Annotated in this window: 19 protein-coding genes; 9 read left to right on the top strand and 10 right to left on the bottom strand. The window is 49.7% G+C overall.

Translation table 11 applies throughout. From position 1 onward, the window contains the following. Positions 1 to 53: 53 nt before the first annotated feature. The 4 genes from MKY74_RS20530 to MKY74_RS20515 form a co-directional block, all read right to left on the bottom strand. Positions 54 to 440 carry a RidA family protein gene (locus MKY74_RS20530; RefSeq protein WP_076165546.1) on the bottom strand — a complete coding sequence of 129 codons (387 nt, stop codon included), beginning with the start codon at positions 438 to 440 and terminating at the stop codon, positions 54 to 56. Positions 441 to 557: 117 nt separating this feature from the next. Then, complete coding sequence (gene nhaC, locus MKY74_RS20525; protein WP_076165548.1) at positions 558 to 2,084, bottom strand: Na+/H+ antiporter NhaC; 1,527 nt, start codon at positions 2,082 to 2,084, stop codon at positions 558 to 560. A 34-nt stretch (positions 2,085 to 2,118) separates the two neighbouring features. After that, positions 2,119 to 3,294, bottom strand: coding sequence for a MalY/PatB family protein (locus tag MKY74_RS20520; protein WP_076165550.1), 1,176 nt, complete (start codon positions 3,292 to 3,294; stop codon positions 2,119 to 2,121). Positions 3,295 to 3,335: 41 nt separating this feature from the next. Beyond that, complete coding sequence (locus tag MKY74_RS20515; protein WP_076165552.1) at positions 3,336 to 4,007, bottom strand: helix-turn-helix transcriptional regulator; 672 nt, start codon at positions 4,005 to 4,007, stop codon at positions 3,336 to 3,338. A 467-nt stretch (positions 4,008 to 4,474) separates the two neighbouring features. Between MKY74_RS20515 and pdxR the strand changes: the two genes are divergently transcribed. From pdxR to MKY74_RS20475, 8 genes are all read left to right on the top strand, one after another. Then, positions 4,475 to 5,893, top strand: coding sequence for a MocR-like pyridoxine biosynthesis transcription factor PdxR (gene pdxR, locus MKY74_RS20510; RefSeq protein ID WP_076165554.1), 1,419 nt, complete (start codon positions 4,475 to 4,477; stop codon positions 5,891 to 5,893). Positions 5,894 to 6,038: 145 nt separating this feature from the next. Continuing rightward, positions 6,039 to 6,917 (top strand): alpha/beta fold hydrolase, encoded by an 879-nt coding sequence (locus tag MKY74_RS20505; RefSeq protein ID WP_076165557.1) that lies wholly within the window; start codon positions 6,039 to 6,041, stop codon positions 6,915 to 6,917. A gap of 262 nt (positions 6,918 to 7,179) precedes the next feature. Then, complete coding sequence (locus MKY74_RS20500) at positions 7,180 to 8,136, top strand: ABC transporter permease (RefSeq protein ID WP_076165559.1); 957 nt, start codon at positions 7,180 to 7,182, stop codon at positions 8,134 to 8,136. A gap of 13 nt (positions 8,137 to 8,149) precedes the next feature. Beyond that, a complete protein-coding gene (locus MKY74_RS20495) occupies positions 8,150 to 9,079 on the top strand; it encodes a carbohydrate ABC transporter permease (RefSeq protein ID WP_076165561.1) in 930 nt (309 codons plus the stop codon). An 82-nt stretch (positions 9,080 to 9,161) separates the two neighbouring features. Then, positions 9,162 to 10,658, top strand: coding sequence for an ABC transporter substrate-binding protein (locus tag MKY74_RS20490; protein ID WP_076165563.1), 1,497 nt, complete (start codon positions 9,162 to 9,164; stop codon positions 10,656 to 10,658). A 159-nt stretch (positions 10,659 to 10,817) separates the two neighbouring features. After that, positions 10,818 to 12,551, top strand: coding sequence for a sensor histidine kinase (locus tag MKY74_RS20485; protein WP_144025332.1), 1,734 nt, complete (start codon positions 10,818 to 10,820; stop codon positions 12,549 to 12,551). Between the two features lie 2 nt (positions 12,552 to 12,553). Then, positions 12,554 to 13,315 (top strand): response regulator transcription factor, encoded by a 762-nt coding sequence (locus MKY74_RS20480; protein WP_076165565.1) that lies wholly within the window; start codon positions 12,554 to 12,556, stop codon positions 13,313 to 13,315. A gap of 36 nt (positions 13,316 to 13,351) precedes the next feature. Then, the gene (locus MKY74_RS20475; protein ID WP_144025333.1) at positions 13,352 to 14,851 is read left to right on the top strand and encodes an ABC transporter substrate-binding protein; all 1,500 of its coding nucleotides are present in this window, start codon (positions 13,352 to 13,354) and stop codon (positions 14,849 to 14,851) included. 90 nt (positions 14,852 to 14,941) lie between these two features. On the opposite strand, the gene MKY74_RS20470 is transcribed toward MKY74_RS20475, so the two are convergent. Continuing rightward, positions 14,942 to 15,493, bottom strand: a complete 552-nt coding sequence (locus MKY74_RS20470; RefSeq protein WP_076165569.1) for a GNAT family N-acetyltransferase — start codon at positions 15,491 to 15,493, stop codon at positions 14,942 to 14,944. A gap of 138 nt (positions 15,494 to 15,631) precedes the next feature. Next, a complete protein-coding gene (locus tag MKY74_RS20465; RefSeq protein ID WP_167372819.1) occupies positions 15,632 to 17,641 on the bottom strand; it encodes a WD40/YVTN/BNR-like repeat-containing protein in 2,010 nt (669 codons plus the stop codon). A 318-nt stretch (positions 17,642 to 17,959) separates the two neighbouring features. On the opposite strand from MKY74_RS20465, the gene MKY74_RS20460 reads away from it, so the two are divergent. Then, positions 17,960 to 18,739 carry a DJ-1/PfpI family protein gene (locus MKY74_RS20460; protein WP_076165573.1) on the top strand — a complete coding sequence of 260 codons (780 nt, stop codon included), beginning with the start codon at positions 17,960 to 17,962 and terminating at the stop codon, positions 18,737 to 18,739. 218 nt (positions 18,740 to 18,957) lie between these two features. On the opposite strand, the gene MKY74_RS20455 is transcribed toward MKY74_RS20460, so the two are convergent. The 4 genes from MKY74_RS20455 to MKY74_RS20440 form a co-directional block, all read right to left on the bottom strand. Then, positions 18,958 to 19,812 (bottom strand): phosphotransferase, encoded by an 855-nt coding sequence (locus MKY74_RS20455; RefSeq protein ID WP_076165575.1) that lies wholly within the window; start codon positions 19,810 to 19,812, stop codon positions 18,958 to 18,960. 271 nt (positions 19,813 to 20,083) lie between these two features. Next, a complete protein-coding gene (locus MKY74_RS20450; RefSeq protein WP_076165576.1) occupies positions 20,084 to 20,728 on the bottom strand; it encodes an SDR family oxidoreductase in 645 nt (214 codons plus the stop codon). Between the two features lie 264 nt (positions 20,729 to 20,992). Further along, positions 20,993 to 21,478: a Cys-tRNA(Pro) deacylase gene (gene ybaK / locus MKY74_RS20445; protein ID WP_076165578.1), complete on the bottom strand. Its 486-nt coding sequence runs from the start codon at positions 21,476 to 21,478 to the stop codon at positions 20,993 to 20,995. A 184-nt stretch (positions 21,479 to 21,662) separates the two neighbouring features. Further along, a complete protein-coding gene (locus MKY74_RS20440) occupies positions 21,663 to 22,652 on the bottom strand; it encodes a phage baseplate protein (RefSeq protein WP_076165580.1) in 990 nt (329 codons plus the stop codon). Between the last annotated feature and the right edge of the window lie 206 nt (positions 22,653 to 22,858).

Genomic DNA, 22,858 nt, shown 5'->3' with positions numbered 1-22,858 from the left:
AAAGAGGACAACCCCTTGGAGAACCAAGGGGCTGTTATGTCTACATTTTCAAATTAAACCCTGACGGCAATCACTTCGATCTCCACCAGACCACCCTTTGGCAGCTTGGCTACCTGAACCGCACTGCGTGCCGGATAAGGTTCTGTGAAGAACGTGGCGTACACCTCATTGACTTTCTGAAAATCGTTCATATCCTGCAAAAATACCGTCGTTTTAATCACATCGTTCATGGTAAAGCCCGCTGATTCGAGAATTGCTTTTACATTGAGGAGCGATCGCTGTGTCTGTTCCTCTACGGATGCTGGGAACACGCCTGTTGTGTCCATACCGAGTTGTCCGGATGTAATCAGCATATTACCGATTTGAACTGCCTGGGAGTATGGTCCGATCGCTCCTGGAGCTTCGGTTGTTGCGATGGTTTGTCTCTCTTGTGTTGTCATGGTTTCTCTCTCCTTGTCGCGCTTGAAAGCACGTATAAATGTTTATGGGAATTGCAAAAACCTGGTCAACGTCAACCTGTATTTTTGCAAGTACCTGAATGGAAATTAAGGTTATCGTTAGTTCGTATGGGCTGCCTTCGTCGGAGCCGTTGTATTCAAATTCAACTCTTCTGCATTCGGACCGTCATATTCTTGCAGCATTTCTTGTTGCTGTTCCGGCGTCAGTTTGGCGATCCCAAAACCAGTGAAGCCCCAAATCATGGCGAAAATGATCCCTGTCCAGCACAGCATGGCCCATGGCAGATAGGAGAGCGTTGCGACGCCCAGCGTACCGGCCATGTAGGCGCCTGCTGCCGTCCATGGCAAGATAGGTTCCGTAATCGCAGCGGAGTCTTCGACGGTCCGCCCGAGATTTTTTGGATGCAGTCCACGGCGGATGTATGCTTCGCGCAGCATTTCGCCCGGCATCAGGATGGACACTTGGCCGTTGCTTGTGACGCCGATCATTGTCAATCCGGTCACGATCGTTGCAACGATCATGGACCCTGTCGAGCGTACATGCTTCAGGATTCGGTTCACGATCAGCTCAAGCGATTTGGTGAGCGATATGGTGCCGGCAAACGTAATTGCGCTGAAACAGATTAACAATGTTCCCATCATGGAGTTCATTCCACCGCGGTTCAAAAGCTTCGGTACATCCGGAATGACCGCAGCCGGATCGAATCCTTGGACGTGAACCATCGCGATATCGAACCCGTTCAATACAGAACTTACGACATCGTGCAATGTGAAGCCCTGGAATATCAATGCGTTCGCCATGGCAAAGGCTGAAGACAGCAGCATGACCGGCAGCGTAGGCTTTTTCCGGATCGAGCCATACAACACGATGAGGATCGGGACGATGAGCAGTAAATTCCAGTGGTAAATCGTGCCCAGCGTATCCATAATGGTCCCTACTTTTTCAGGGATACCTGCACCTGCCGTATGTGTGTTCAAACCTGTGATGACATAGACGATTCCGGCTACGATAAACGAAGGCAGCGTCGTGTACAGCAAATGACCGATATGCTCATACAAGTTTACGCCTGTGGACAGGGCCGCGATATTCGTCGTATCCGATAGCGGCGACAGCTTGTCGCCGAAGTAAGCACCGGCAACCACCGCACCGGCAACGGCTGCCAGATTCACATCCAGTCCGGCGCCAACGCCCATAAATGCTACCCCGATCGTTCCTGCAGAACCCCAGGACGTACCGGTACAGACAGATACGACCGAAGTCACCAAAAAGGCGGTGATGAGCAAAAACTGCGGGTTGATAATTTTGAGCCCGTAATAAATCATCATCGGAATCGTGCCGCCCACCATCCATGCCCCGATCATCAACCCTACGGCAATCAGGATTAGAATGGCCGGCATCGTTTTGGCTATTTTTTGGGCAATGGAATTCAAAATATCGTTGTAACTGTGCCCCAGCCTAACTGCAATGATCCCCGCGACAACCGTTGAAGCAATAATGAGCGGTTCAGGCGGCAGCTCGAACATGACGTATCCCAAGCACAGCAGTACCACCATCGTTATGATCGGAAGTAAGGCCAAAAACAGCGTCGGTTCTTTGATTTGTTTTCCCTTCGTTTGCTCTGTCATCGTTGTATTCCCCCTGGGATAAATGAATTGTGAACTACTTCTCGTGCAGAGGATAATGATCTGCCATACGCTGCAGCGCATCCCGGAGAAGAGACCTCGGAGTGGCAACGTTCATGCGGATATAGCCTTCGCCAATCGCCCCGAATGAGGTTCCGTAGCTGACACTAACCCTGCTCTTGTTTTGAATCCAATCCACTAAATCGCTTTCAACCTTCCCGCAGGCGGTGCAGTCCACCCACAATAAATAGGTACCCTCAGGCTGAATGACTTTAAGTTCGGGCATATTGGCCTGTATAAAATCGATCGTAAAGGTGATGTTGTCCGTTATATATGCGCGAAGCTCGTCCAGCCATTCATCGCAACCCGTATAGGCCACTTCCAGGGCAGGCACGGCAAAAAAGGTCGGATTATGAATCCCTGCCTGCTGCAGCCCATCTTTAAAGCGTTTCCGCAGCTGCTCGTTAGGAATAATAATGTTGGCGATTTCCAGACTCGCGAGATTGAACGTTTTTCCCGGGGATGTGCAAATGATCGAACGGTCTGCCACCTGCTCCGTCAGCTTGGCGATCACGGTATGCTCGTGCCCCTGATGGATGAAATCCGCATGGATGTCATCGGATACGATCAGTGCATCGTATTGGATGCACAGCTCACTGATCCGCTCCAGCTCATGGATCGTCCACACCCTTCCGGTTGGATTATGCGGGGAGACTAGCATGACCATTTTCACGCCATCCCTCATTTGCGCTTCCATATCTGCAAAATCGATCTCATATCGTCCGTTCACAAGCAGCAGCGGACTTTCAACCAACTGTCTGCCATTGATCGCTACCGCCTTCGCGACGGGTTGATAAGCAGGTGTATGAATGAGGATGCGGTCACCCTTCTCCGTCAGGTTCTGAATCAGAACCGAGACGGCTTGTACGATTCGTGGGCAGAATACGATCCATTCCTGCGGCACCTGCCAATCATAAGCTTTGGACAGCCAGCCTTGTACCGCTTCGTAATATGGCGGGAACGGATCGGTGTAACCGTAAATGCCATGTCTTGCCATTTCCGTTATCCGGTCCACCACGGCTGGCGGCGCCGGTAAATCCATGTCCGCGACGGACAGTGCGATCATGTCCTCCCCCTGGGATTGGGCCATTCCGTCCCATTTGGCGCTGTTCGTTCCGTATCTGCTGATGATGTGGTCAAAATTATATTTCATGGATGTCACCTTCCCTTGATCCTGCGTATGCCAGTTCCTGATTACTTAAGCTTTTGCAAATAACGGTAGACGGTAGGCTCGGATATCGCTAATGCTGCGGCGACTTGGGAAACGCCGCCTTTCAGCAAGAATACCCCCTGCTCGTTTAACTCACGCACGAGCTCGATTTTCTCCTGTGAGGATAACCGGTCGACAGGAATGTTTATTTTGCTGATGACGGATGCGATCATATGAGTAAGCAGATCATCCGCGTTGCCCTGCAAATATTCCTTGGACTGTTTGTCTTCCTGCGGAGCCTCAATTGAAGCTGGAGGAAGCGGCGAACCGCCTTGTAAAATATGCTGAATCCATTCTGCGGCAGCCTCCATGTGGGTGATGTCAATGTTCAGACACATCAGCCCGACGAGCTCGTTGTCGTCATTTTTGATAAAAAAGGTGGACGATCTGAAGCTTTGCCCCATCTTTCCCGAAGCCTTATAGTTGGCGATAAACTGTTCTTCCCGGTATGCTTCCGCTTTCAGCAGTTTCAAGACCAAGTCCGTGGACGCGTCTCCTACCTTACGCCCGCTGATGTGACCGTTCTCAATAAAAATAATCGATCGTTCCGGATCGCTGACGTCATGGACTACGACTTCGCATTTGGGCCCAATAATAGCCGCAATAAATGAGGCAATTGGAAAAAACTTCTCAAGGAACTGCCGGTTATCATTCATGTACGGATGGTCTCCTTCCCTGTAAACCTTATGTGTTGTTATAAAATTTATCAATATAATAATTTATTATCGTGATAAGAGTATATTACATTTTTAAAACGGTTTCAATCATTATTTTGCAAAAGTGCGCGAAACATGTCGGAGTTTGTTGTTTTTTTTGATAAGGACATGGATTACCCATGCTTTAATAGCGCAAAAAGCCGCAAGGCAGGCGGCTTCAGCATGATAAATTTTTATCAAATTATTTTAGGTTTACATAATATATCTTACGTTAATCAGTCTGGTAATTCCTCTTCTTTCAAAGCCACAAGCTCGGCAATCTGCCCAACTCGGCATCCATTGCACGTTTAAACATCCCTGCATCCCCTTTGTGCGAGTTCTTCAGCTTCCGTATAATGGTGATAATTGGTCATCATAGGAGCCCGAAAGTTGTTTATAAGAAGAACCAATGTAAAGGAGACATGGCTATGTTCGGATTTAGTGCTGCTGCAGGGGCAGGTTCGGTCACCAAGCAGCTATGCAGTTACCTCCGTCAGGAAATTGAGAGTGGTGCACTCGCACCCGGTCTCCAGCTGCCGCCGACGCGCCGGGCCGCCTTGGACCTTGGGATAGCGCGCAACATCGTGATCGAAGTGTATGAGCAATTGACCGCCGAAGGGTATTTGACTTCTAGAGCCGGCTCCGGAACGTTTGTCGCTGAGGGCATCGAAACCCGCAAAGCTATGAAAATCGACCCTATGCCTTCTTCAGCATCAACCGCTCGATCCGAGTCCGTTCCTAAGAAACCGAAGCTCATCGACTTTGACGGAGGTCTGCCTGATTTGTCTCATTTTCCCCGCAGGCTCTGGAGCAAATACGTACGGGAGATGACCGATTCGGCGGTGGAAGACATATTTTCGTATGGCAATATTCAAGGGCTGCCTGCACTGCGTGAGGCCATTGCCGATTATTTGTACCGGGTCAAAGGTATGGCGTGCAGCATGGACCAAATCGTCATTACGTCGGGAACCTCCGAAGGAATCCTGCTGCTGGCGTCTACCCTCTCGGACCGTTTTCATACGGTTTACACGGAAGAGCCGACGATCGGGTTTGTCGGTGATATTTTCAAAAGATTAAACTATACCATCCATCCGGTCGAGGTTGATCATCAAGGAATGCAGATCCAACGGATCGAGCATAACTTTCCTGCCGGTCTGATCGTGCTGACGCCTTCCCACCAATACCCTACAGGGAGCATTCTTTCGATTCAACGGAGGCAGATGGCTATTGCGCTGGCTGAAAAAGCTGGACACTATATCATAGAGGACGACTATGACAGCGAGTTCCGGCATAAAGGCGGGCCGGTCCCTCCACTGCAGCTTCTTGCCCCGAGCAAGGTCATCTATGCAGGCACGTTTAGCAAAACGCTGTCGCCCGCCCTGCGGATCGGATTCCTCGTTGTCCCCCCGGAACTGATCGAGCCGGTCATTCGCACCAAAACGGAGCTAAACCTGACAACTTCCGGTATCATGCAATCGGCACTTGCGCGTTTTATATTGGACGGGCATTTTGACAGGCATATTCACAAAATGAGAGCGATATACAAACGAAAACGTCTCTTTATCGCGGAACAATGCCGCCGCTTATTCGGCGACCGCGTCGAACTGCTAGGTGACGAAGCTGGAATGCATGTCCAGCTCCATTTTAAGCAGCATGCTTACGGGCCGATGGACTGGCACAACATTGAAGGGCTCGGCGTCCGCCTCTCATCTTTTGAAGACTATGCGGTATTAAAAGGCCGCTCCCCCGGCAAGGTGGTACTCGGATACGGGAATCTGACAGAGAGGGAAATCGCTGAAGGGCTGCGTAGAATCCAGCAATTTACGGATTCTTGGAGAAGGATCTGAGATATAGTTTAAAGTTGAACCTTCAAGTGCTACAACAATATAGTTTTGCCATTAGTTCAAGTATATCAGGATAGTTAATTCGCGAAACCGAAAGATTGCATGAATGTTATATGATGACTGTATAAACCATTGGGGAGTGAAATAAATGGAAAAAGTCATCAGGCTCAAGGATTCATCCGAAATCAAAGTTGGTTTGGCAGGACGATCCAGAGGCAAAACAATCATACTGCCTGTCGCCAAAGAATCCGTGTACGGCCAAGAAGCTGAAAGCCTGAAGCTGTGGGGGGTCGACCCCGAATCCGGACAGCATTTCGTCGAGGGACTGGCTGATATGTTCCAAGTCTTGTACTTTGACTATGAAGGCCATCGCATGAAGCACCCCAATCCCGACCATCTGACACCAGACCAGATCGTAGAAGATCTGCTGTTCATCGCCAACGACATGAATGTCCTCCATTTTAGCTATTATGGTTACTCCTGGCTGGCGCTGGTCGGTCTGCAGCTGGCTATCCGTACGGAGCGGCTGGAGAGCTTGATCATGGGCGGATTTCCGCCATTGGACGGGCCCTATAAAGAAATGATGGTGGTGACCCGCAGCACTTATGAACAAGCTGTACGCAATCAATATACCCCTATAATGAAAGATTGGCAGGATTCGAGCAGTCCGGAAAAGGTGGATTGGGACCAGGTTCAGGTCAAGATCGACACGAATCAGACCAAACAGTTTATGACGCTATACCAGCATTTGATGGATTTTGACGATCGGGCGGTGAGTCTGAACCCGGCCGTTCCGAAGCTGGCTTTTGCCGGAGAGAAAGATACGATCGTGTATGGGGAAAACTTCGGCGGCGTCACTGTGGACATTGCCGGGATATTGCAGCGAAACCAACAAGCTTTAGAAGAAATGGGCTGGGACGTTCGTATCTTAAAGGGAGATGGGATGGACCATACCAAAGCCATGCACCCGGAGACCGTTCTTCCGGTCATCAAGCCCTGGTTCGTGTCTAATTTGTTGGACGGTTAGAAGATGTTCGGCTAACGCTTTTTAAGATGATCCCATCGATTATCATTCAAATAAGATTCTTAATTCACTATTTAAAAAAAGGCATCCGGTCGTAGAAACCGGGTGCCTTTATACGTTTATTTCGACAAAAAAATCATAGTCACCTAACGTTTTTTGACTATAGTATCAAGTTTGTTATCTGGAAGCATGGAATCTTCCTTTTATACAATGAATTTACGAAGCGCAAGCTGCAATAGAGAAACCACCGGAAGGAGTGACTAACATGAGTTCAAAAGCCGAGCAAAGCCACAAACGTAAGCGCTTACGTCCGCGTTGGCACAAGCAGGATACAGAACTGACCCTGCTCGCCTTGCCGACGACCATATGGTATATCCTCTTCTGCTTTCTGCCTATGTTTGGGATCATTATCGCCTTTAAAAATTTTAGAATTAGCGGCGGATTCCTGAGCAATGTGTTCAACAGCCCGTGGATCGGCTTCAAAAACTTCGAGTTCCTGTTCAAATCGAACGATGCTTGGATCATTATCCGCAACACGATTGGATACAACCTGATCTTTATCGTTCTAGGCATCGTCCTCCCTGTTCTATTCGCCATTATGGTAGGACTGCTGCACAGCCGGAAGGCCAGCAAAATCTATCAAACGATGATGTTCCTTCCCTATTTTTTATCTTGGGTAGTCGTATCCGCCGTAGGCTGGGCTTTCCTAAGCTTCGATAAGGGGATCGTCAACCAAATGCTCGTCAGTATGGGCAGCGATCCGGTGAACTGGTACATGGAACCGAAATACTGGCCGTTCTTCCTGATTCTCTTAAACGTCTGGAAAGGCCTTGGCTACGGAATGATTATCTACTTGGCCACCATCACGAGCATTGACAGCACGTATTACGAAGCCGCGGTTATCGATGGCGCCTCGATCTGGCAGCAGACGAGATTTATTACGCTGCCGATGCTGAAGCTGGTCATCGTCATGATGTTCATCTTGGCGGTCGGGCGCATTTTCTACACCGATTTCGGCTTGTTCTACCAGGTCACGCGGGACTCCAATTCCTTGTTCAACGTGTCTACGACCATCGATGTCATGGTATACAAGCAGCTGAAAACCGCTACTGTCGGGATGGCCTCCGCTGCTGCATTCGTGCAGTCCGTCCTGGGCTGTGCCACCATTCTGATCGCTAACTGGATTGTCCGCAAAATCGATCCGGAAAGCGCAATGATGTAAGGAGGTAGGGTCGATGTCAACAAGAACGGCTTACGATACGGGCCTGGAGAAATTTAATCGTACCCACAGAGTCGTCGACGTCATTTTCCATCTGATATTTATCGTCTTGGCGCTGATCTGTGTCATTCCTGTCGTTGTGGTTCTGTCCATCTCATTTTCCAGTGAAGACTCGATCCGTGAGACGGGATATCATTTACTGCCGACCGTACTATCGGGTGATGCATACGCCTATATCGCCAAACAGGGGACGACGATTTTGAGGGCGCTCGGTGTGTCGGTTCTTGTCACTGTGATAGGGACCGTGCTCGGCGTCCTGCTGACCGCATCCATGGGTTACGTCATTTCCCGCCCCAACTACAAGCTGAAGGGGTTTCTGACCTGGATCGTATTCATTCCGATGGTGTTCAACGGCGGTTTGGTGTCCAGCTACTTTATCAATACGAATTTATTGGGTCTGAAAGACAGCATCTGGGCTCTGATTCTGCCGCTGGCCGTCTCCTCGTTTAACGTGATCATCTGCAAAACGTTTTTCAAAAGCACGATTCCCGACGGACTCATCGAATCCGCGGAAATCGATGGCGCGAGCCAGCTGCGGATCTTCTTCTCTATCGTCCTCCCGATCTCGCTGCCTGTGATCGCGACGATTGGATTGTTTCTCTGCTTCGCCTACTGGAACGACTGGTTTCAATCGATGCTGTATATCGATAACCAGAACCTGTACTCGCTGCAGGCCCTGCTCAACAGCCTGATGAGCAATGTCGATGCCCTGGCAAAGAATGCCGCAAGCATGGGCGTCAGCTACGCCGTACTTGTTGCGACGATGCCGAAGGAATCCGCGCGGATGGCTGTTGCGATCCTCATCGTTTTGCCTGTAGCCTGCGCCTACCCGTTCTTCCAGAAGTATTTTATCTCCGGGCTTACGGTCGGTGCCGTTAAAGGATAATGACGAAATAAGCCAAGACATCTTGGTTTATGATAAATCACTGCTAATCACGGTGATTCAACATCTATAAGGGGGATTTGGAATGAAAAGATCTTTCAGATTCATCTCGACGCTCTGTTTGCTGACCCTGTTGGCCACAGCTCTGGCGGCCTGCGGCGGTTCGAAGCCTTCTTCTACAGCCGATGGATCGGAAACAACCAAGGAGCCGACGAAGGAAACTTCGACAACGACCAAGGATGTTCCGACGCTGGTCTGGTGGACGATCGGCGGCCAGGTGCCGAGCAACTTCAGTAAGGCGGTTGACGCCATGAATGCCTACACGGCCGAAAAGATCGGCGTGAAAGTGGACATCAAGGTCGCCAGCTGGGGCGAATGGGATACGAAGATGAACACCATCGTCAATACCGGCGAGCCTTTCGACATCATGTTCACGAACAGCGGAAAGTACAGCAAGCAGGTTGCGATGGGCGCTTTTGCCGATATTACCGATCTGGTACAAAGCGAAACGCCTGACCTGTACAAACTGATTCCGCAAAACGTATGGGACGGCACCAAAATCGGCGGAAAATATTATTCCGTACCGACCTATAAAGATTCCGCGTTGACGCAGTATTGGGTATTCGATGACAAGTATGTGCAGAAGTACAATATCGACATCAACAACATCAAGACGCTGCAGGATCTGGATAAGCCGCTTCACGATATGAAGGCCGGGGAAGGTAAAAGCTTCTACCCGCTGCCGATGACCCAAGGTGAAGGCCTGAACGGATTCTTTAACGATTATGACGATTTAACGTTGGGCTTCCCTCCGATCGGCGTGAAAGCGGACGATGCATCGCGCAAGGTCGTTTCCGTTCTGGAACAGCCTGACGTTATGGCTAATCTGAAGCTTTTGCATCAATGGTATCAAGACGGCATCATCAATCCGGATGCTCCGACCAAAACCGAAGCTGATAAAGGCAGACCTTTCTTTGCGGCACAAGCCTTCCCTGGCGCCGAAATCAGCTGGCAGATCAATGATAACGTCCAGAAATACGACATGGTTCAGCATTACGGACCGATCTACACCACGAGTACGATTCAAGGTTCTTTGAACGCGATTTCGGCGAATTCGAAATATCAGAAGGAAGCATTGAAGTACCTTGAACTGGTCAACACCGATCCGAAGCTGCGCAACATGCTGGCCTTTGGCGAGCTGGGCGTAGACTACAAGAACGTCGACGGCGAAAAGGTCATCGAGCGTACAACCGATACTTGGCCGCTGGCTGCTTACACCCAAGGCACGTTCTTTAATCTGGCGGTGACGAAAGGCGCTCCGGAAGATCAATGGGAACAAGTTAAAAAGTTGAACGAAGCGGCCTCCTCCTCCACGATCCTTGGCTTCGCGCTGGACATCAGCAATCTGCAGACCGAAGTAGCGAACTGCCAAGCCGTATGGGACAAATACAAGTATGAGCTTATTACCGGCGCATCCGATCCGGAGAAAATGGTGCCGAAGATTACCGCTGAACTGAAGTCGGCCGGCATGGACACGATTATGAAAGCGGCTCAAGAGCAAATCGATAACTACTTCAAGTAAAAGAAATGGAAGCGCATCCCTTAATGAGACTCTCTTAAGGGATGCTTTTTCCTTCCCATCGATGAAGTTTCGTACTAATCGTGGTACCTTTGCACTAATCGTGGTACATTGGGATTAGCATTCATGCTTTCGACGAGTTGCTGTCAATCGAGGTGTATTATGGGCTCTTTTTTGCAAATCAAAATTTACCGCCACAAGTTTATCGCCTATGTCATCTTCGTCGTGAGCATCGGACTCACGCTGGGCACACTGACCTGTGCCATGCTGCTCAACCAATGGGTCGGCAATGCCCGGATCGAGGCGGCGAACGCATTCTCGCGCGTGGAGAATGAACTGCAGTATGACGCCGACCGTATCGAGGCTTACATGCAGCGGATTTACTCCAATCCGGGATTGCTCGACGATGCCAGAAGCTTTGCGAGCAGCAGCGCTGAAGGTTACTTGACCAGCAGGCTGGATCACAGCATCTACTCGCAGCCGCTGGTTTCCTTTCCCGAAGATCTTAAGACCTACTTATACAGCTGGGCGCAGGGCGAGATTACGCAGATCAGCCTGCACACCGGCGAATACGGCAATGTAGTACGCTTTAACGATAACGGTATCGCCAGTTATACGTTCGGACTTCCGAATAAAGATGAGGCTTTTCATGACACGATTACGAAAGGCTTCGTATACCGCAAGAAACTGTCGAATCCTACGCTGGGCTCTCAGGAATTCGGAGAGTTGCGCTTTTTGGTCAGCAGTGAGCAGGTTTTCAGATCGGTCCAAAATTTCCGGGTTGGCGAAGCTGCGGCCGTCAGTGCTGCCGGCGATATCTACCTGATCGGCGGACACGGCGAAGATTTGGAGCAGATGTCCCGCCTGGCTGCGGCAAATGGACGCACACACGGTATTATTTCAAGGGGAATGCTGAAGCCGATATTTTATGTCACCTTCGCCTCCACCAAGTTTAATTTCAAATTCGTCAGCATCATCGATTTGTCCACGCTGATTCGTCAGCATGCCGGGATGCTGATCACCCTCTTCCTGATTGTGCTGGCCGCGATGGTCAGCGTACTGCTTCTCATTGTCTACAATTTACGGGATGATGCCCTCTTCCTTCACCGCATTATCCAGTCGATCGGACGTGTCAAAACGGCCAATTTTACGACGAGCCGCCCGGCCCGGTACCGGAGAAACGAATACGGAATGATCGCCCGTGAGTTGGATGATATGATACAGCAGCTGGATAAGTACATCCGCAATGAATATTTGCTGAAAATAAAGCAGCAGGAAACCGAAATGAAAGCGCTTCAGAACCAGATTAATCCGCACTTCCTGTACAATACGCTGGAGGTGATCCGCTCTACTGCGCTGGTCAACCGGGACACAGATACCGCCGATGCCATTGCGACTTTAGGGACGCTCTACCGCGAAATCGTGAAGAAGGAAAATATCATTTCGATTGCCAGCGAACTGGAACTGCTGCAGAAATACTTGGAGATTATGGAGTTTAAGTATCCGGGACGTTTTTATTATCAGGTCAATGTCGAACCGGCCCTCCTCTCGATCCCGACCGTTAAATTTTGGATGCAGCCGCTCGCGGAAAATTTCTTCATCCACGGCTTCGATGCCGGTCATGAGTTTAATTTGTATGTCGTTAATGGCTGGGAAGCCGATGACGGTTATGTGCTTGAATTTGTGGATAACGGGCAGGGAATCCCGGCGGAGCGTTTAAATACCGTTCGGCGCACGCTGTTTAACCAGGATGACGCTTCCTCCGGAAGTATCGGGCTCCGCAACGTATATACGCGGCTGCATTTCTTCTATGGGGTCGGCTGTACGATTGAAATCGCGAATAACGAGGAAGCCGGGGTCAAGATAACGGTACGGATATCAAAAAGAGGTGATTGAACATGTACAAGTTGATGATTGTGGATGACGAGCCTCAAATTTTGGAGGGCATGAAACGGATACTGGACTGGAACCAATACGGGTTTGGCCGCATTGAAACGTGTGAAACGACTGAGGAAGCCATGACCAAAGTGGTTGACCTGCAGCCGGACGTGGCCATCTTTGATGTCTGCATTGGCAAGACACTCGGGTATGAGACCATCAGCAGGCTTAACGAATTTAAGATCCCGACGAAATACATTATAATGAGCGGCTATAGTGAATTCAAATATGCTCAGGAAGCCATCCGCTGCGGTGTCAAAGACTATCTGCTCAAACCGGTGGAGCGCACCAAGCTGCAGCAAGTCATTGAGAAAATCATTGTCGAGGATCTTAACGGTACGATCGGCGATAGGAACAGCGAGAACCTGAACAGGGATCCCGTATTAGGGGTTCAATATGAGCACCTTTCCAAGCTCGTCAACCGCATTTTGCTGATGATCAAGATGGAATACGCCCAGAACATAACGTTAAAATCCGTAGCGGAGCGCTTCCAAATGAACAGTACTTACCTGGGACAGCTGTTTCTTAAAGAAACCGGTATGAAGTTTTCGGAATACCTCATGGCATACCGGATGCTGCTCGCAGAAGACCGAATCCGTTCAACCGAAGAGAAAATATCTTATATCGCGTTTTCCGTCGGCTACAACAATCTCAATTATTTCTATACGCACTTTCATAGCTTTTTCGGAAAGTCTCCTTCCGAGCTCCGTGGAAAAGCTTAAGCTGCGTACTTTTCGGAAAGGAGGCTGCTGGTGGTCATGAATGATAGACGCAAGCCGCTCTTAATGACCCTCTCTCTGATATTGCTGCTCATATCATCGACAGGCTGCTTTCGTCAGTCCGGCCAAAATAGCGACTCCGATGACGGCGCACCGGTCAATCTGATTTATTATACAATTGGAGAACCTGATAAGGATTTGCAGCTCGTCAACGATAAGATTAACGAAATCATGGCACCCAAAATCGGCGTCACCGTCACGTACATCAAGGTCGGTTGGCAGGAATATGAAGATCGGCTGCACACGCTCATATCCGCCGGCAGTCCATTCGACATCGCCTTTGTTCCCGATTACGCCCCCACGGCGATGCGCGGTGCCTGGCTGAGGCTGGATGACTACCTTCAGGGACTGGGCAAGGAGATGTACGACGAGGTTGATCCGATCTTTTGGCAGGGCGTACGCATGAATGACGGCGGTATATACGGCATTCCGACCAATAAAGAGCTGGCGGTGCGCGATCAGTGGATGTACCCTGCTTCCATCGTGGATAAGTACCATATCGATATTTCCAAGTACGATACGCTGCAATCACTTGAGCCTGTTCTCCGGATGATTCAACAGAAAGAACCGGATTACGTACCGATGGAGCTCGATCGGGATTCGCACAATTTCTTCGCACTCGACGGTTATGAGTACATCATGAACAACAAAATTCCATTAATGATCAAATCGCTCGACCCGAACGCTAAGGTGGTCAATATATTTGAAACCAAGGAAGCGCGGCGGATTCTGGATACGCTGCGACGTTATTACAAGGAAGGCTTCATTAACAAGGACGCCGCGCTGCGGGAACCCGGAGGCTTGAAGCGGGGCGCCAAAGTATTCTGGAAATCCTCCGGCGGCGGTCCCCTTTCGGAGACGACCTGGAGCAAGGACCGCGGCTACAAGGTTGTGGCGAATCCCGTCACGCCGAGCGTTGTCACCACGGAATCGGTCCGGGGAGGAATTATGGGGGTCAATGCCAACACCAAGCATCCCGCCGAGAGCATCAAGTTTTTGAATCTGCTGAACACGGATCCGGAAATACGGAACTTATTTAATTACGGTATTGAGGGCGTGCACTACACGCTTGATGCCAAAGGGCAGGTTGTCCCCATCTCCTCAAAAGATAAGGATGGAGCCGATGGCTCGTCCCGTTATGCTGGAGTACAGTATACTCAGGGAAATTGGTTTATCCTGAATACGATGGGCGGCGACTACCCGGATCCCCTCGATAAATGGGAGCAGTTCCGTCAATATAACGCTGGAGTCGTCAAGTCGGCCGTGCTCGGATTTACGCCGGATCTTAGCAAAATGACGGCTCAAACCGATAACATCGAGATGGTCTGGCAGAAATACTACCCCAGCCTAATGACGGGCTCCGTCGATGTGGAAGCGATCCTCCCCAAGTTTAATCATGAACTGAAGCAGGCAGGTATTGAAGACGTGCGAAAAGAAGTGCAGAGACAGCTGGATGCATGGCGTGCAGTCAGCAGGTAGCCGTTTGCGAATTCAACTTTGCGCGATACAATCCGTTCTTTAATTAGTACTTTCCGGCAGCCGATCATGCAGCATGTGACCCGCTGCCGGTCATTTCATCGAAAGATATTCCTCTTTCAACAGTCCATAATACACAAGATCCTCGTATTCCCCCTGCTTTTTAGCATGCTGTCGTAACGTGCCTTCATATTTCATCCCCACCTTAGCCATCACTTTACCCGAGGCGGGATTCCTGCCAAAATGACGCGCAAATACGCGGTTTAACCTCATTTCTTCAAAGGCGTACCGAACGATTCCCTTTGCGGCTTCGGTACAATAACCATGATTGCTATAGGGCTTCCCGATCCAATAAGCAAGTTCGCCATGGTCAAATGGCTGATGGAATGCGATGCAGATGGCACCGATCACATATTGTCCTTCCTTATGTACGATAGCCAGCTCGAGGGATCGTCCCTGCTCAAACTGATCTTGGTGGGATGCAATCCAATTCTCCGCTATGCCATCTTCATAGGGATGAGGAATATATAACGTCATGTCAGCGATGTAGGGATCCCCGGCTAATTCCTGAACAGCCTTGGCATCGTCTAGGCAAAAAGGACGTAACAGCAGCCTGTCTAGTGGAATGGTCGGCAATGCTTTCATGCACCAGTCCCCCTTTCTTCTTACTTACATTTAATTAGATTTTAGTTCAAGCGAAGGATTAAAAAAAGCCGCCTTTTGGCGGCAGCAAATGGGCACATGTTTTCAGCTTCTCCGATTTCCGGCTAGCCGAGTCGATGATCACTGCTGAACGGACCAGCTCAGCCCGCCATCAGCCGTTACGGCAGTTCCCTGCAGGAACTGAATCCAGCCATGCTGCGGATCGGAAAAGCCAATCGATCGGACGTCTACCATCTCGGCATCTGCGGGAAAAGGATGATCCGTCCAGGTGCGGCCCCCGTCAGCAGTCATCAAGAGCCGCGTGATCACACCGTCTGTGGCTTCGAAATCTTCAAAAAGCATATACCCGTGCGTTTCATCGCTAAAATAGACCGCATCCGGATACCAGTCCTTGTCCAGCGTCAATACCGTCTCCTCCGGATGGTCCGCACCGAACCGAATGAGCTCAAGACTTCCCTTGGTGTCCGTCTGCTTCAGCAGCCATCCACTGGTATAGGAGGTCAAGGAGACTTGCATTTCACTAATTTCTTTGCTCACCAGCGTTTTGCCCCAGGTCTTTCCGCCATCCGAAGTGCGATAAATAGTCTTCCCTTCTCCTGTGGCGAACAAGACGCCATGATTTGTGTCAAAAAACCGGAAGGCTGAAACGTCGGATATCCCCAGCTTGTTCAGCGATTCGCTGAAAACTTCATGCCAGGTGAGCCCGCCGTCCTGGGTTTTCAATAAAACATGCTGGGGGTCTTTATCCCGGAAAGCCATCATGAAGCCTTCTTTCTCACTGACAAAGCTGATTTTCTCGAGCCGGATATAAGAATCCAGGGAAGCGATGATCTTCCAGCTCGCCCCTCCGTCGATCGTTTTCAGGACCTTACCGCTGTCCAGCTGGGTCCCGATGCCAAATCCGTGTTGACGATTGATAAAAGCCATGTCCTCCGTCGGACTGCCAAACGGCTCGGATATCGGATAAGACTCTTGCCAGCTTATTCCCCCGTCAGTCGAGTGAATGAGAAAATCGGAGCCGTTCATCCCGTCGACGGCGGCCCATATTACCTTAGCGGACACCATCTGTACCTGATTTACTGCCACCGCCTTGCTCACACGGGTAAAGCTGCGGCCGCCGTCCTTCGTCAGCCAAATGCCTCCTTCGATCGGTCCCGCGCCCGGGTGCAGCGAAATTACGCCGGATTTCCCGTCGATCAGCTGAATACCGTTTACATAAGGACGACCCGTCCGCTGTGTGCTCATTTTAGTCCAATGCTTACCACCGTCAACAGTACGGTAAACGTCCCCGCTCAGCATCCCCTTCTCATTTGTCAGCAGCCATCCGGTATTTTCACTCGCAAACTGGATTTGAAAGGCGGACAAAGGCGAATCCTTCGCAGAGAGATCCAGCTGCTTGGACCATGTCCGCCCACCATTATTAGTCTTTACAACAGCAAGCTTGGTATCATCCTTGCCGACCGTACCGACCACATAGCCGGTGCCGGCTTTTGGAAAGCTTGTGCTGATCGGTTTGAAGTCCTGAATTCCAAACACAGCCGTTTGAAAATGATTTCCCCCATCCTGTGTGAGAAGCAGGCGGCCGTTTACGAGCATCGCCCCGCTTTCCTCATTTACGAACGACAATTTCCGCAGAACGGGATTGCCTTGGCTGTGCTCCTCTTGGGATTCGGACTTCCATTTTGTAATCCAGCTGCGGCCGCCGTCTCCGGTTTTCAACAGACGGATCTGTTTGCACTGCAGCTGTCCTGCGCTGCTGGAACAGTTGTCTTCGACCAAAGCATACCCGGTTTTGGCATTGATAAAATCCAGGCTGCGTATATACTTCCCAGGCAAATTCTGTTCCTGCCACTGTGTCCCGCCGTCCTGGGTGGACAGCAGCCTTAGTTGAGCGTCAGTACGCTCTTTGACCGCAAATCCGTTTATGGAATCGACGAAATCGATGACCGGGAGATCATACGGGATATTCCCGTTCCAAATGAGCTCCTTTCCCTGCTGCGGCTGAATAGGGATATCAGCCGAAGACAGCGCGGCCGCTGCTGGTTCCGTCCCTTTAGCACACCCCGTAAGAACGGCTGCCACAATGGACACAAGGACTGCTGCTCTGAAATGCCTGCGTCTTATTCTCATGTTTAACGCCTCCTTCATCCGCGCAAAAAACATTCTGTAAAATAAATCTCCTGTGCTTTAACCGTCCAAGGCTTAAGATTGTTTATGACAAGTTTTATTATAGAGTTTGCTTTAGTGCGATGGGTTAAGGATTGTTCTCGTTTTGGAGTCAACATTTTCATATATTCACGGTTCGATGTATTGTGAGGAGTTGTTGATCCTTTTGTGACTTTTATAGAACGCCGTTTGTGATATTCGCTTGATATGATTCTACTGCGAATAAAAAACGCATGAGCTATATTACCTTGGCTTGGTGCGAAGAGAAAGGAAGATTCAGAAATGAGAAAGATGTTTGCATTATTTTTGTCATTGGCATTGGCACTCAGTCTGGCTGTCCCCGCCGCAAGTGCAAATGCTGCACCAGACAATCAAAACAGGAAGGATAACCTTCATGTTCAAGTCGTGCTGTTCGATGGATTCGATTTGCTCGACGCCTTGGCGCCCTATGAAGTATTTACCGCTGCGGGTATGTATTCCGGTGACAAAGTGACGGTCGAACTGGTGTCCGCAGAAGGCAAGCGTTCTGTTCCGAGCGGGCTGGGTGGACCCTCTCTGGAAGCGAAATCCAAGCTGGACCCCCATCAACCGGGAATTATTGTGGTGCCTGGTGCTGCTGGCAAGCCGGCGGGAAATACTCCTGATACCATTCCGAACCTTCTTTGGAAGGCGAAGCAAACGTCCTTAACCAGCATGATCAAACAGGCAATGAACGATAAAGAAGTGACGGTAGCAACGGTATGCGGAGGTTCCTTATTGCTTGCGATGGATGGACTGCTGAAAGACCGGCATGCCGTGACCAATCCGATTGGCATGGCTGCGTTAAGTGCCGCGGGCGCAATCCCGGTAGAGGCCAGAGTTGTTGAGGATGGACCACGCCTGGTCAGCGGCGGAGGCGTGACTTCGGGATTGGACGTAGCTCTATATTTGGTCGAACGCGAGTTGGGGCCGCAGATCGCTAACGCTGTAGAAAACTTATTCCAGTACGAGCAGCGCGGCACGGTATGGAAAGCCGAAGGCACGGCGCCCATCGACTTTTTCAAGAATACGGCTGTAAAATAAGCGAACGCTGTCCTTTTCAAAAGGTCAAAGATCGGCGTCTGAGCTGAAAATGTAGTTATGAACATAATAAGACACCTCTAAAATGCCATGGCATGTAAGAGGTGTCTTTTAGTTAACGTATCAGGAACGTTTCGGTCGAGACGAGCCTCATCAGCAGGATAGAGGTATGTTCGTACCGAAGGCCGGTAGTTTTTGTATTGCGGTTAGTCGCTGCTAAGTTAGATCTGCTTCAGCTCGAGGTCGCGAGCAATTTCGGCAATAAGGCGGTCGAACCACGGCTTCCCTTGAGGAACCCATTTCCTGGCCGCTTGGGCATACCATGCGAGATGCAGGAAATGATAGATTTGCATAATGCCGATCGGGACGTAACGAACAGGATCAATACCCAGCGAATGTAATAAAGCAGCAGCATCCAGTGATACCGGCCCCCGAATCGGGCGCTGCCAGTCGAGGACCCGGTACCCGTCGTTTGTCACCAGCACATTTTCCGCTTTGAGGTCTGCATGAACATATCCTGAAGGTGAACGGAGTTCGGTAAGCAATGCCGGGGCTTGACTCCACTCGCGCAGTTCGTTGACTTTGCCGATGTCCACTTCCTTGAAGCTTCCTTCGTGAATACATTCGGAAATATCATGAAGAGCAGCCTCGATATATGCGGCCCATCCTTCTTCCGTACTAATGTCGAACATGACAGGCAAATCTCCATGGATCTGTGAGATCATGTCTATCAGATCAGTGGCGATGCTGGCTGCCTCCGAATCTTTTAAAGGAACGTCCTTCAGCCGCGGCGCCTGGATTTCTTCCATGAGCATAGCCGTCATATGGTCCTTCGCTTCGATCACGCGAACCGGTACCAGGAGCGGAGATTGGGCACAAGCATAAAATTTGGCTTCCAGTGTCGGCGGGGCCTGCACTTTATAAATGTAACGGCCTCCCTGCTCCGTAACCATGCGCTGAACACACGATAACGGCCATTCATGAATGGTGATCCGTTGTGAGACCGGGCTGCCTAGATATTCTGCCAGTTCTTCGTCGTCGTGAAGCAGCAAATCAAACGATGGATGACGATGCATATGATCCTCCGCTCCTTTTCAAATTACTCGGCATATTGCTACTAGGTTTACATTGGCGGGAAACAATTCGGAATCTTTCTTATTTCGTGATAACGATCGGTTATCCTCCTTGATCCTTTCGACCTTTGCAACCAATGATCGCTGATGAAACGGAGCGGCAGGGTAGGACATCGCGGCAAAAAGCCGCTTATTCAGCGGCTTCAATCTTATTACGATGTACTTACCGTAACCTGGTTTACCTAGAAATCCCCCTCCGGTCTCTACGGTGTGTTTATAACGCGTTTAACGCTTCCAGGATTGGGGTTTCACCACTAATCATATCAAAAGCTTTACCGATCGTATGAGGATTTTCCAATGATGCTAGTATAGCCTCAGCCACATCTTCGCGGGGAATTTCCCCCCGATCCAAGTCAACCGCCGCGGTGACCTTCCCCGTTCCGGGTTCATTAATCAGCCCTCCTGGGCGAACAATCGTATAATCCAGGCCGCTCTGCTGAAGCCAAATATCCGCATAATGCTTCGCGGCGCTGTAGTAAGGCGCACTCTCCATCCAAAGCTCGCGGTGATGGACCCCGATCGCGCTCACCATGATGAAGCGGCGCACCCCAGATTGTTTGGCAGCCTCCACCGACTTGATTGCACCATCCAAATCAATCATCATCGTTTTATCGGCTCCTGTATGGCCGCCCGAGCCTGCAGTAAATACGACTGCATCCGCCCCCTCGGCAGCGCGGGCAATCTCATCGATACTTCCTTCCAGGTCAGCAAGCACCGCTTGCACGCCCTGCTCTTCAAATGCCGCTTTCTGCTCGTCGCTTCGTACCATTGCGATGGCATTGTGCTTGTCGGATTCCTGCAGCTTTCTTACAATATGCCGGCCAATCTGGCCATTGGCTCCGATAATCAGTACGTTCATAATCAATCCTTCCTTTCTTCTATACTAATTATGGATAAATAAGATTGTTTTTAACGCCTTGCTTTCCATATTTGTTATGGATCAGGGCTATCTTTTGGTATAATCATCCTGAGGTGTTTAACGATGGATGGAAAAAGATTTGTACTGATTATGGTCATTGTTTTAGTGGTAATTGGCGGCTTTTTTATCGCATTTATGCAGCTTTTGAGTTCAATAGGCAAAATCTGATTGGACCTACAGGTTCATGTGTTTGAACCCGTTCCATCATTGCGGGCTACTGTACACAAGATCGGCCAGCACTCCCTCAGCAGCTGCCGCTAAGTCTTGTCCACTTAGAAAAATTTGCAGCCCCCGTCTTCCTCCGCTAATGCTGACGACTTCCATGGAGCTCACGGATGCATTCATATACAGCGGATACTTCTTTTTCATGCCCAGTGGAGACACGCCGCCCCGGATATACCCTGTTAAGGATTGAATGTCTTTCACAGGCACCATCTCCACTTTTTTATTGCCGCTTGCAGCGGCCAGACTTTTCAGATTCAATTCCCGGTCGCCTGGAATACAAGCTGCGATGACCCCTGTCTTATCCCCTTTTAAAATGAGCGTCTTGAACAGCTGGCCGGGCTCCAGCCCTACTTTCGCGGCAACCGTTGCCGCATCCAGCTGATTTTCGTCCCATTCATATTCGTGAAGCGAATACTTGATTTGAAGCGTGTCGAGTATTCGGCAGGCATTCGTCTTGGCTGACAATTTTCTTCACCTTTCCTTTGCAATGACGATTCGTTAAATAACTGGCCGTTGATTAGCTCCGTACTATTTTATCATGGTAACGGACGCCTGGAAAAATCACATCATCGCTGCCAATAGAAAAACAACCTGAACCATGCTCAGGTTGTTTTCTGTCTTTTCAGCGAACCAGCCCACACGATCGCGATTAAAAAATGCTGTCTGGAACGTAATAAATTTTCTGGGTATTCTGCTTACTGTCGGGATTGGTTACGATATTAAAATAAACGTTCCCGTTTTTGTTTTGTACACCCTCAATTTCATGTTTTCCCACGTTGGTGATTTTCACCAGACTCTTATAAGCTCCTGTGTTAGATATCATAGCAATCTGCGGGGTGTTTCCTTCAGCGCCGCCAGACGTATAAATTTCCGTTTTGCCAAGCAGGTCGGCGCCTTGGAAGGAACCGTTCGGTCTCACGATGGCACTGCCCGACTGGGTAAAGCTGGATACACACGCTGCCTTCGCCGCCGCACTATCCAGACGGACCTGCTCGTTGCTGTCCAGCAGCTTGTTCAGTTTAACCGTATCATAAACGGACCAGGTGACCTTTCCTTGTTTCGTTTGAACCCGGAAAAAGGTATATGTGCTGTTTCCGCCGCCGTCAACACGGTACGTGTCGCCTAGTCTTGTGCCCTTTTTGTTGGCGTAATTCATATACGTGAACCGGTGAAGGTCCGTATAATCCAAGGTCTTGCCGGCCGAATATTGAAGTCTCGCGACCTGGAGCGACCAATAATTGCTTGTTGAAGGATCGGCTTTTGAGCTGAAGTAAAAATAGTTGATCCCTTTGTAGGTATACATATCAAGCGTTTGCCCGTGACCGGCATTGGTGATCTTCATTTCATCCTTGTAAGTAGCGGTATTGCCGTTGATAACCAGTCTTGATAGATAGACCGTCCCTTTGGACCGCTGGGTAACATATACGTACTTCGAAGCAATATAAGCTTTCTGAACCGCCAGTTTATGATGAAGTCCTTTGAGGTTGTATGCCAGTTTCGCCGAAGCGTTGACGGTTTTTCCCGGCGATGCCGCAAAGGCGGTCAGACTCGACATCCCAAAGAGCAGGATGGAAAGAGCAACGAAGCAGAATAATTTAAAATGCTTGTTCCTTGAGATCAATGACTGAAATGAATACATCTTGTTGATACCTCCATTTAGAGTTGTTAGCATTATGCTAATAGAAATAACTGGCTATGAAAACCGTTTTTCAAAGAATTAGGGCTTAATACTCACATAATTTTCCCTTATTTGAGATGAACCCAATTCATAATGCCGCAAAATAATCCTCCCAATCTATCATAATTACGAAAATTTGCAAAAATAAAAAAGCGCCATATAGGCGC

The organism is Paenibacillus sp. FSL R5-0378 (assembly GCF_038009285.1).
GTDB classification, from domain to species: domain Bacteria; phylum Bacillota; class Bacilli; order Paenibacillales; family Paenibacillaceae; genus Paenibacillus_AQ; species Paenibacillus_AQ favisporus.
This window is presented reverse-complemented; position numbering and strand designations above follow the sequence as displayed.

Bases quoted from the DNA above. Each gene is read 5' to 3' on its own strand.
- MKY74_RS20530 (WP_076165546.1), bottom strand. From the start codon at position 440: ATGACAACACAAGAGAGACAAACCATCGCAACAACCGAAGCTCCAGGA.
- nhaC (WP_076165548.1), bottom strand. From the start codon at position 2,084: ATGACAGAGCAAACGAAGGGAAAACAAATCAAAGAACCGACGCTGTTT.
- MKY74_RS20520 (WP_076165550.1), bottom strand. From the start codon at position 3,294: ATGAAATATAATTTTGACCACATCATCAGCAGATACGGAACGAACAGC.
- MKY74_RS20515 (WP_076165552.1), bottom strand. From the start codon at position 4,007: ATGAATGATAACCGGCAGTTCCTTGAGAAGTTTTTTCCAATTGCCTCA.
- pdxR (WP_076165554.1), top strand. From the start codon at position 4,475: ATGTTCGGATTTAGTGCTGCTGCAGGGGCAGGTTCGGTCACCAAGCAG.
- MKY74_RS20505 (WP_076165557.1), top strand. From the start codon at position 6,039: ATGGAAAAAGTCATCAGGCTCAAGGATTCATCCGAAATCAAAGTTGGT.
- MKY74_RS20500 (WP_076165559.1), top strand. From the start codon at position 7,180: ATGAGTTCAAAAGCCGAGCAAAGCCACAAACGTAAGCGCTTACGTCCG.
- MKY74_RS20495 (WP_076165561.1), top strand. From the start codon at position 8,150: ATGTCAACAAGAACGGCTTACGATACGGGCCTGGAGAAATTTAATCGT.
- MKY74_RS20490 (WP_076165563.1), top strand. From the start codon at position 9,162: ATGAAAAGATCTTTCAGATTCATCTCGACGCTCTGTTTGCTGACCCTG.
- MKY74_RS20485 (WP_144025332.1), top strand. From the start codon at position 10,818: ATGGGCTCTTTTTTGCAAATCAAAATTTACCGCCACAAGTTTATCGCC.
- MKY74_RS20480 (WP_076165565.1), top strand. From the start codon at position 12,554: ATGTACAAGTTGATGATTGTGGATGACGAGCCTCAAATTTTGGAGGGC.
- MKY74_RS20475 (WP_144025333.1), top strand. From the start codon at position 13,352: ATGAATGATAGACGCAAGCCGCTCTTAATGACCCTCTCTCTGATATTG.
- MKY74_RS20470 (WP_076165569.1), bottom strand. From the start codon at position 15,493: ATGAAAGCATTGCCGACCATTCCACTAGACAGGCTGCTGTTACGTCCT.
- MKY74_RS20465 (WP_167372819.1), bottom strand. From the start codon at position 17,641: ATGAGAATAAGACGCAGGCATTTCAGAGCAGCAGTCCTTGTGTCCATT.
- MKY74_RS20460 (WP_076165573.1), top strand. From the start codon at position 17,960: ATGAGAAAGATGTTTGCATTATTTTTGTCATTGGCATTGGCACTCAGT.
- MKY74_RS20455 (WP_076165575.1), bottom strand. From the start codon at position 19,812: ATGCATCGTCATCCATCGTTTGATTTGCTGCTTCACGACGACGAAGAA.
- MKY74_RS20450 (WP_076165576.1), bottom strand. From the start codon at position 20,728: ATGAACGTACTGATTATCGGAGCCAATGGCCAGATTGGCCGGCATATT.
- MKY74_RS20440 (WP_076165580.1), bottom strand. From the start codon at position 22,652: ATGTATTCATTTCAGTCATTGATCTCAAGGAACAAGCATTTTAAATTA.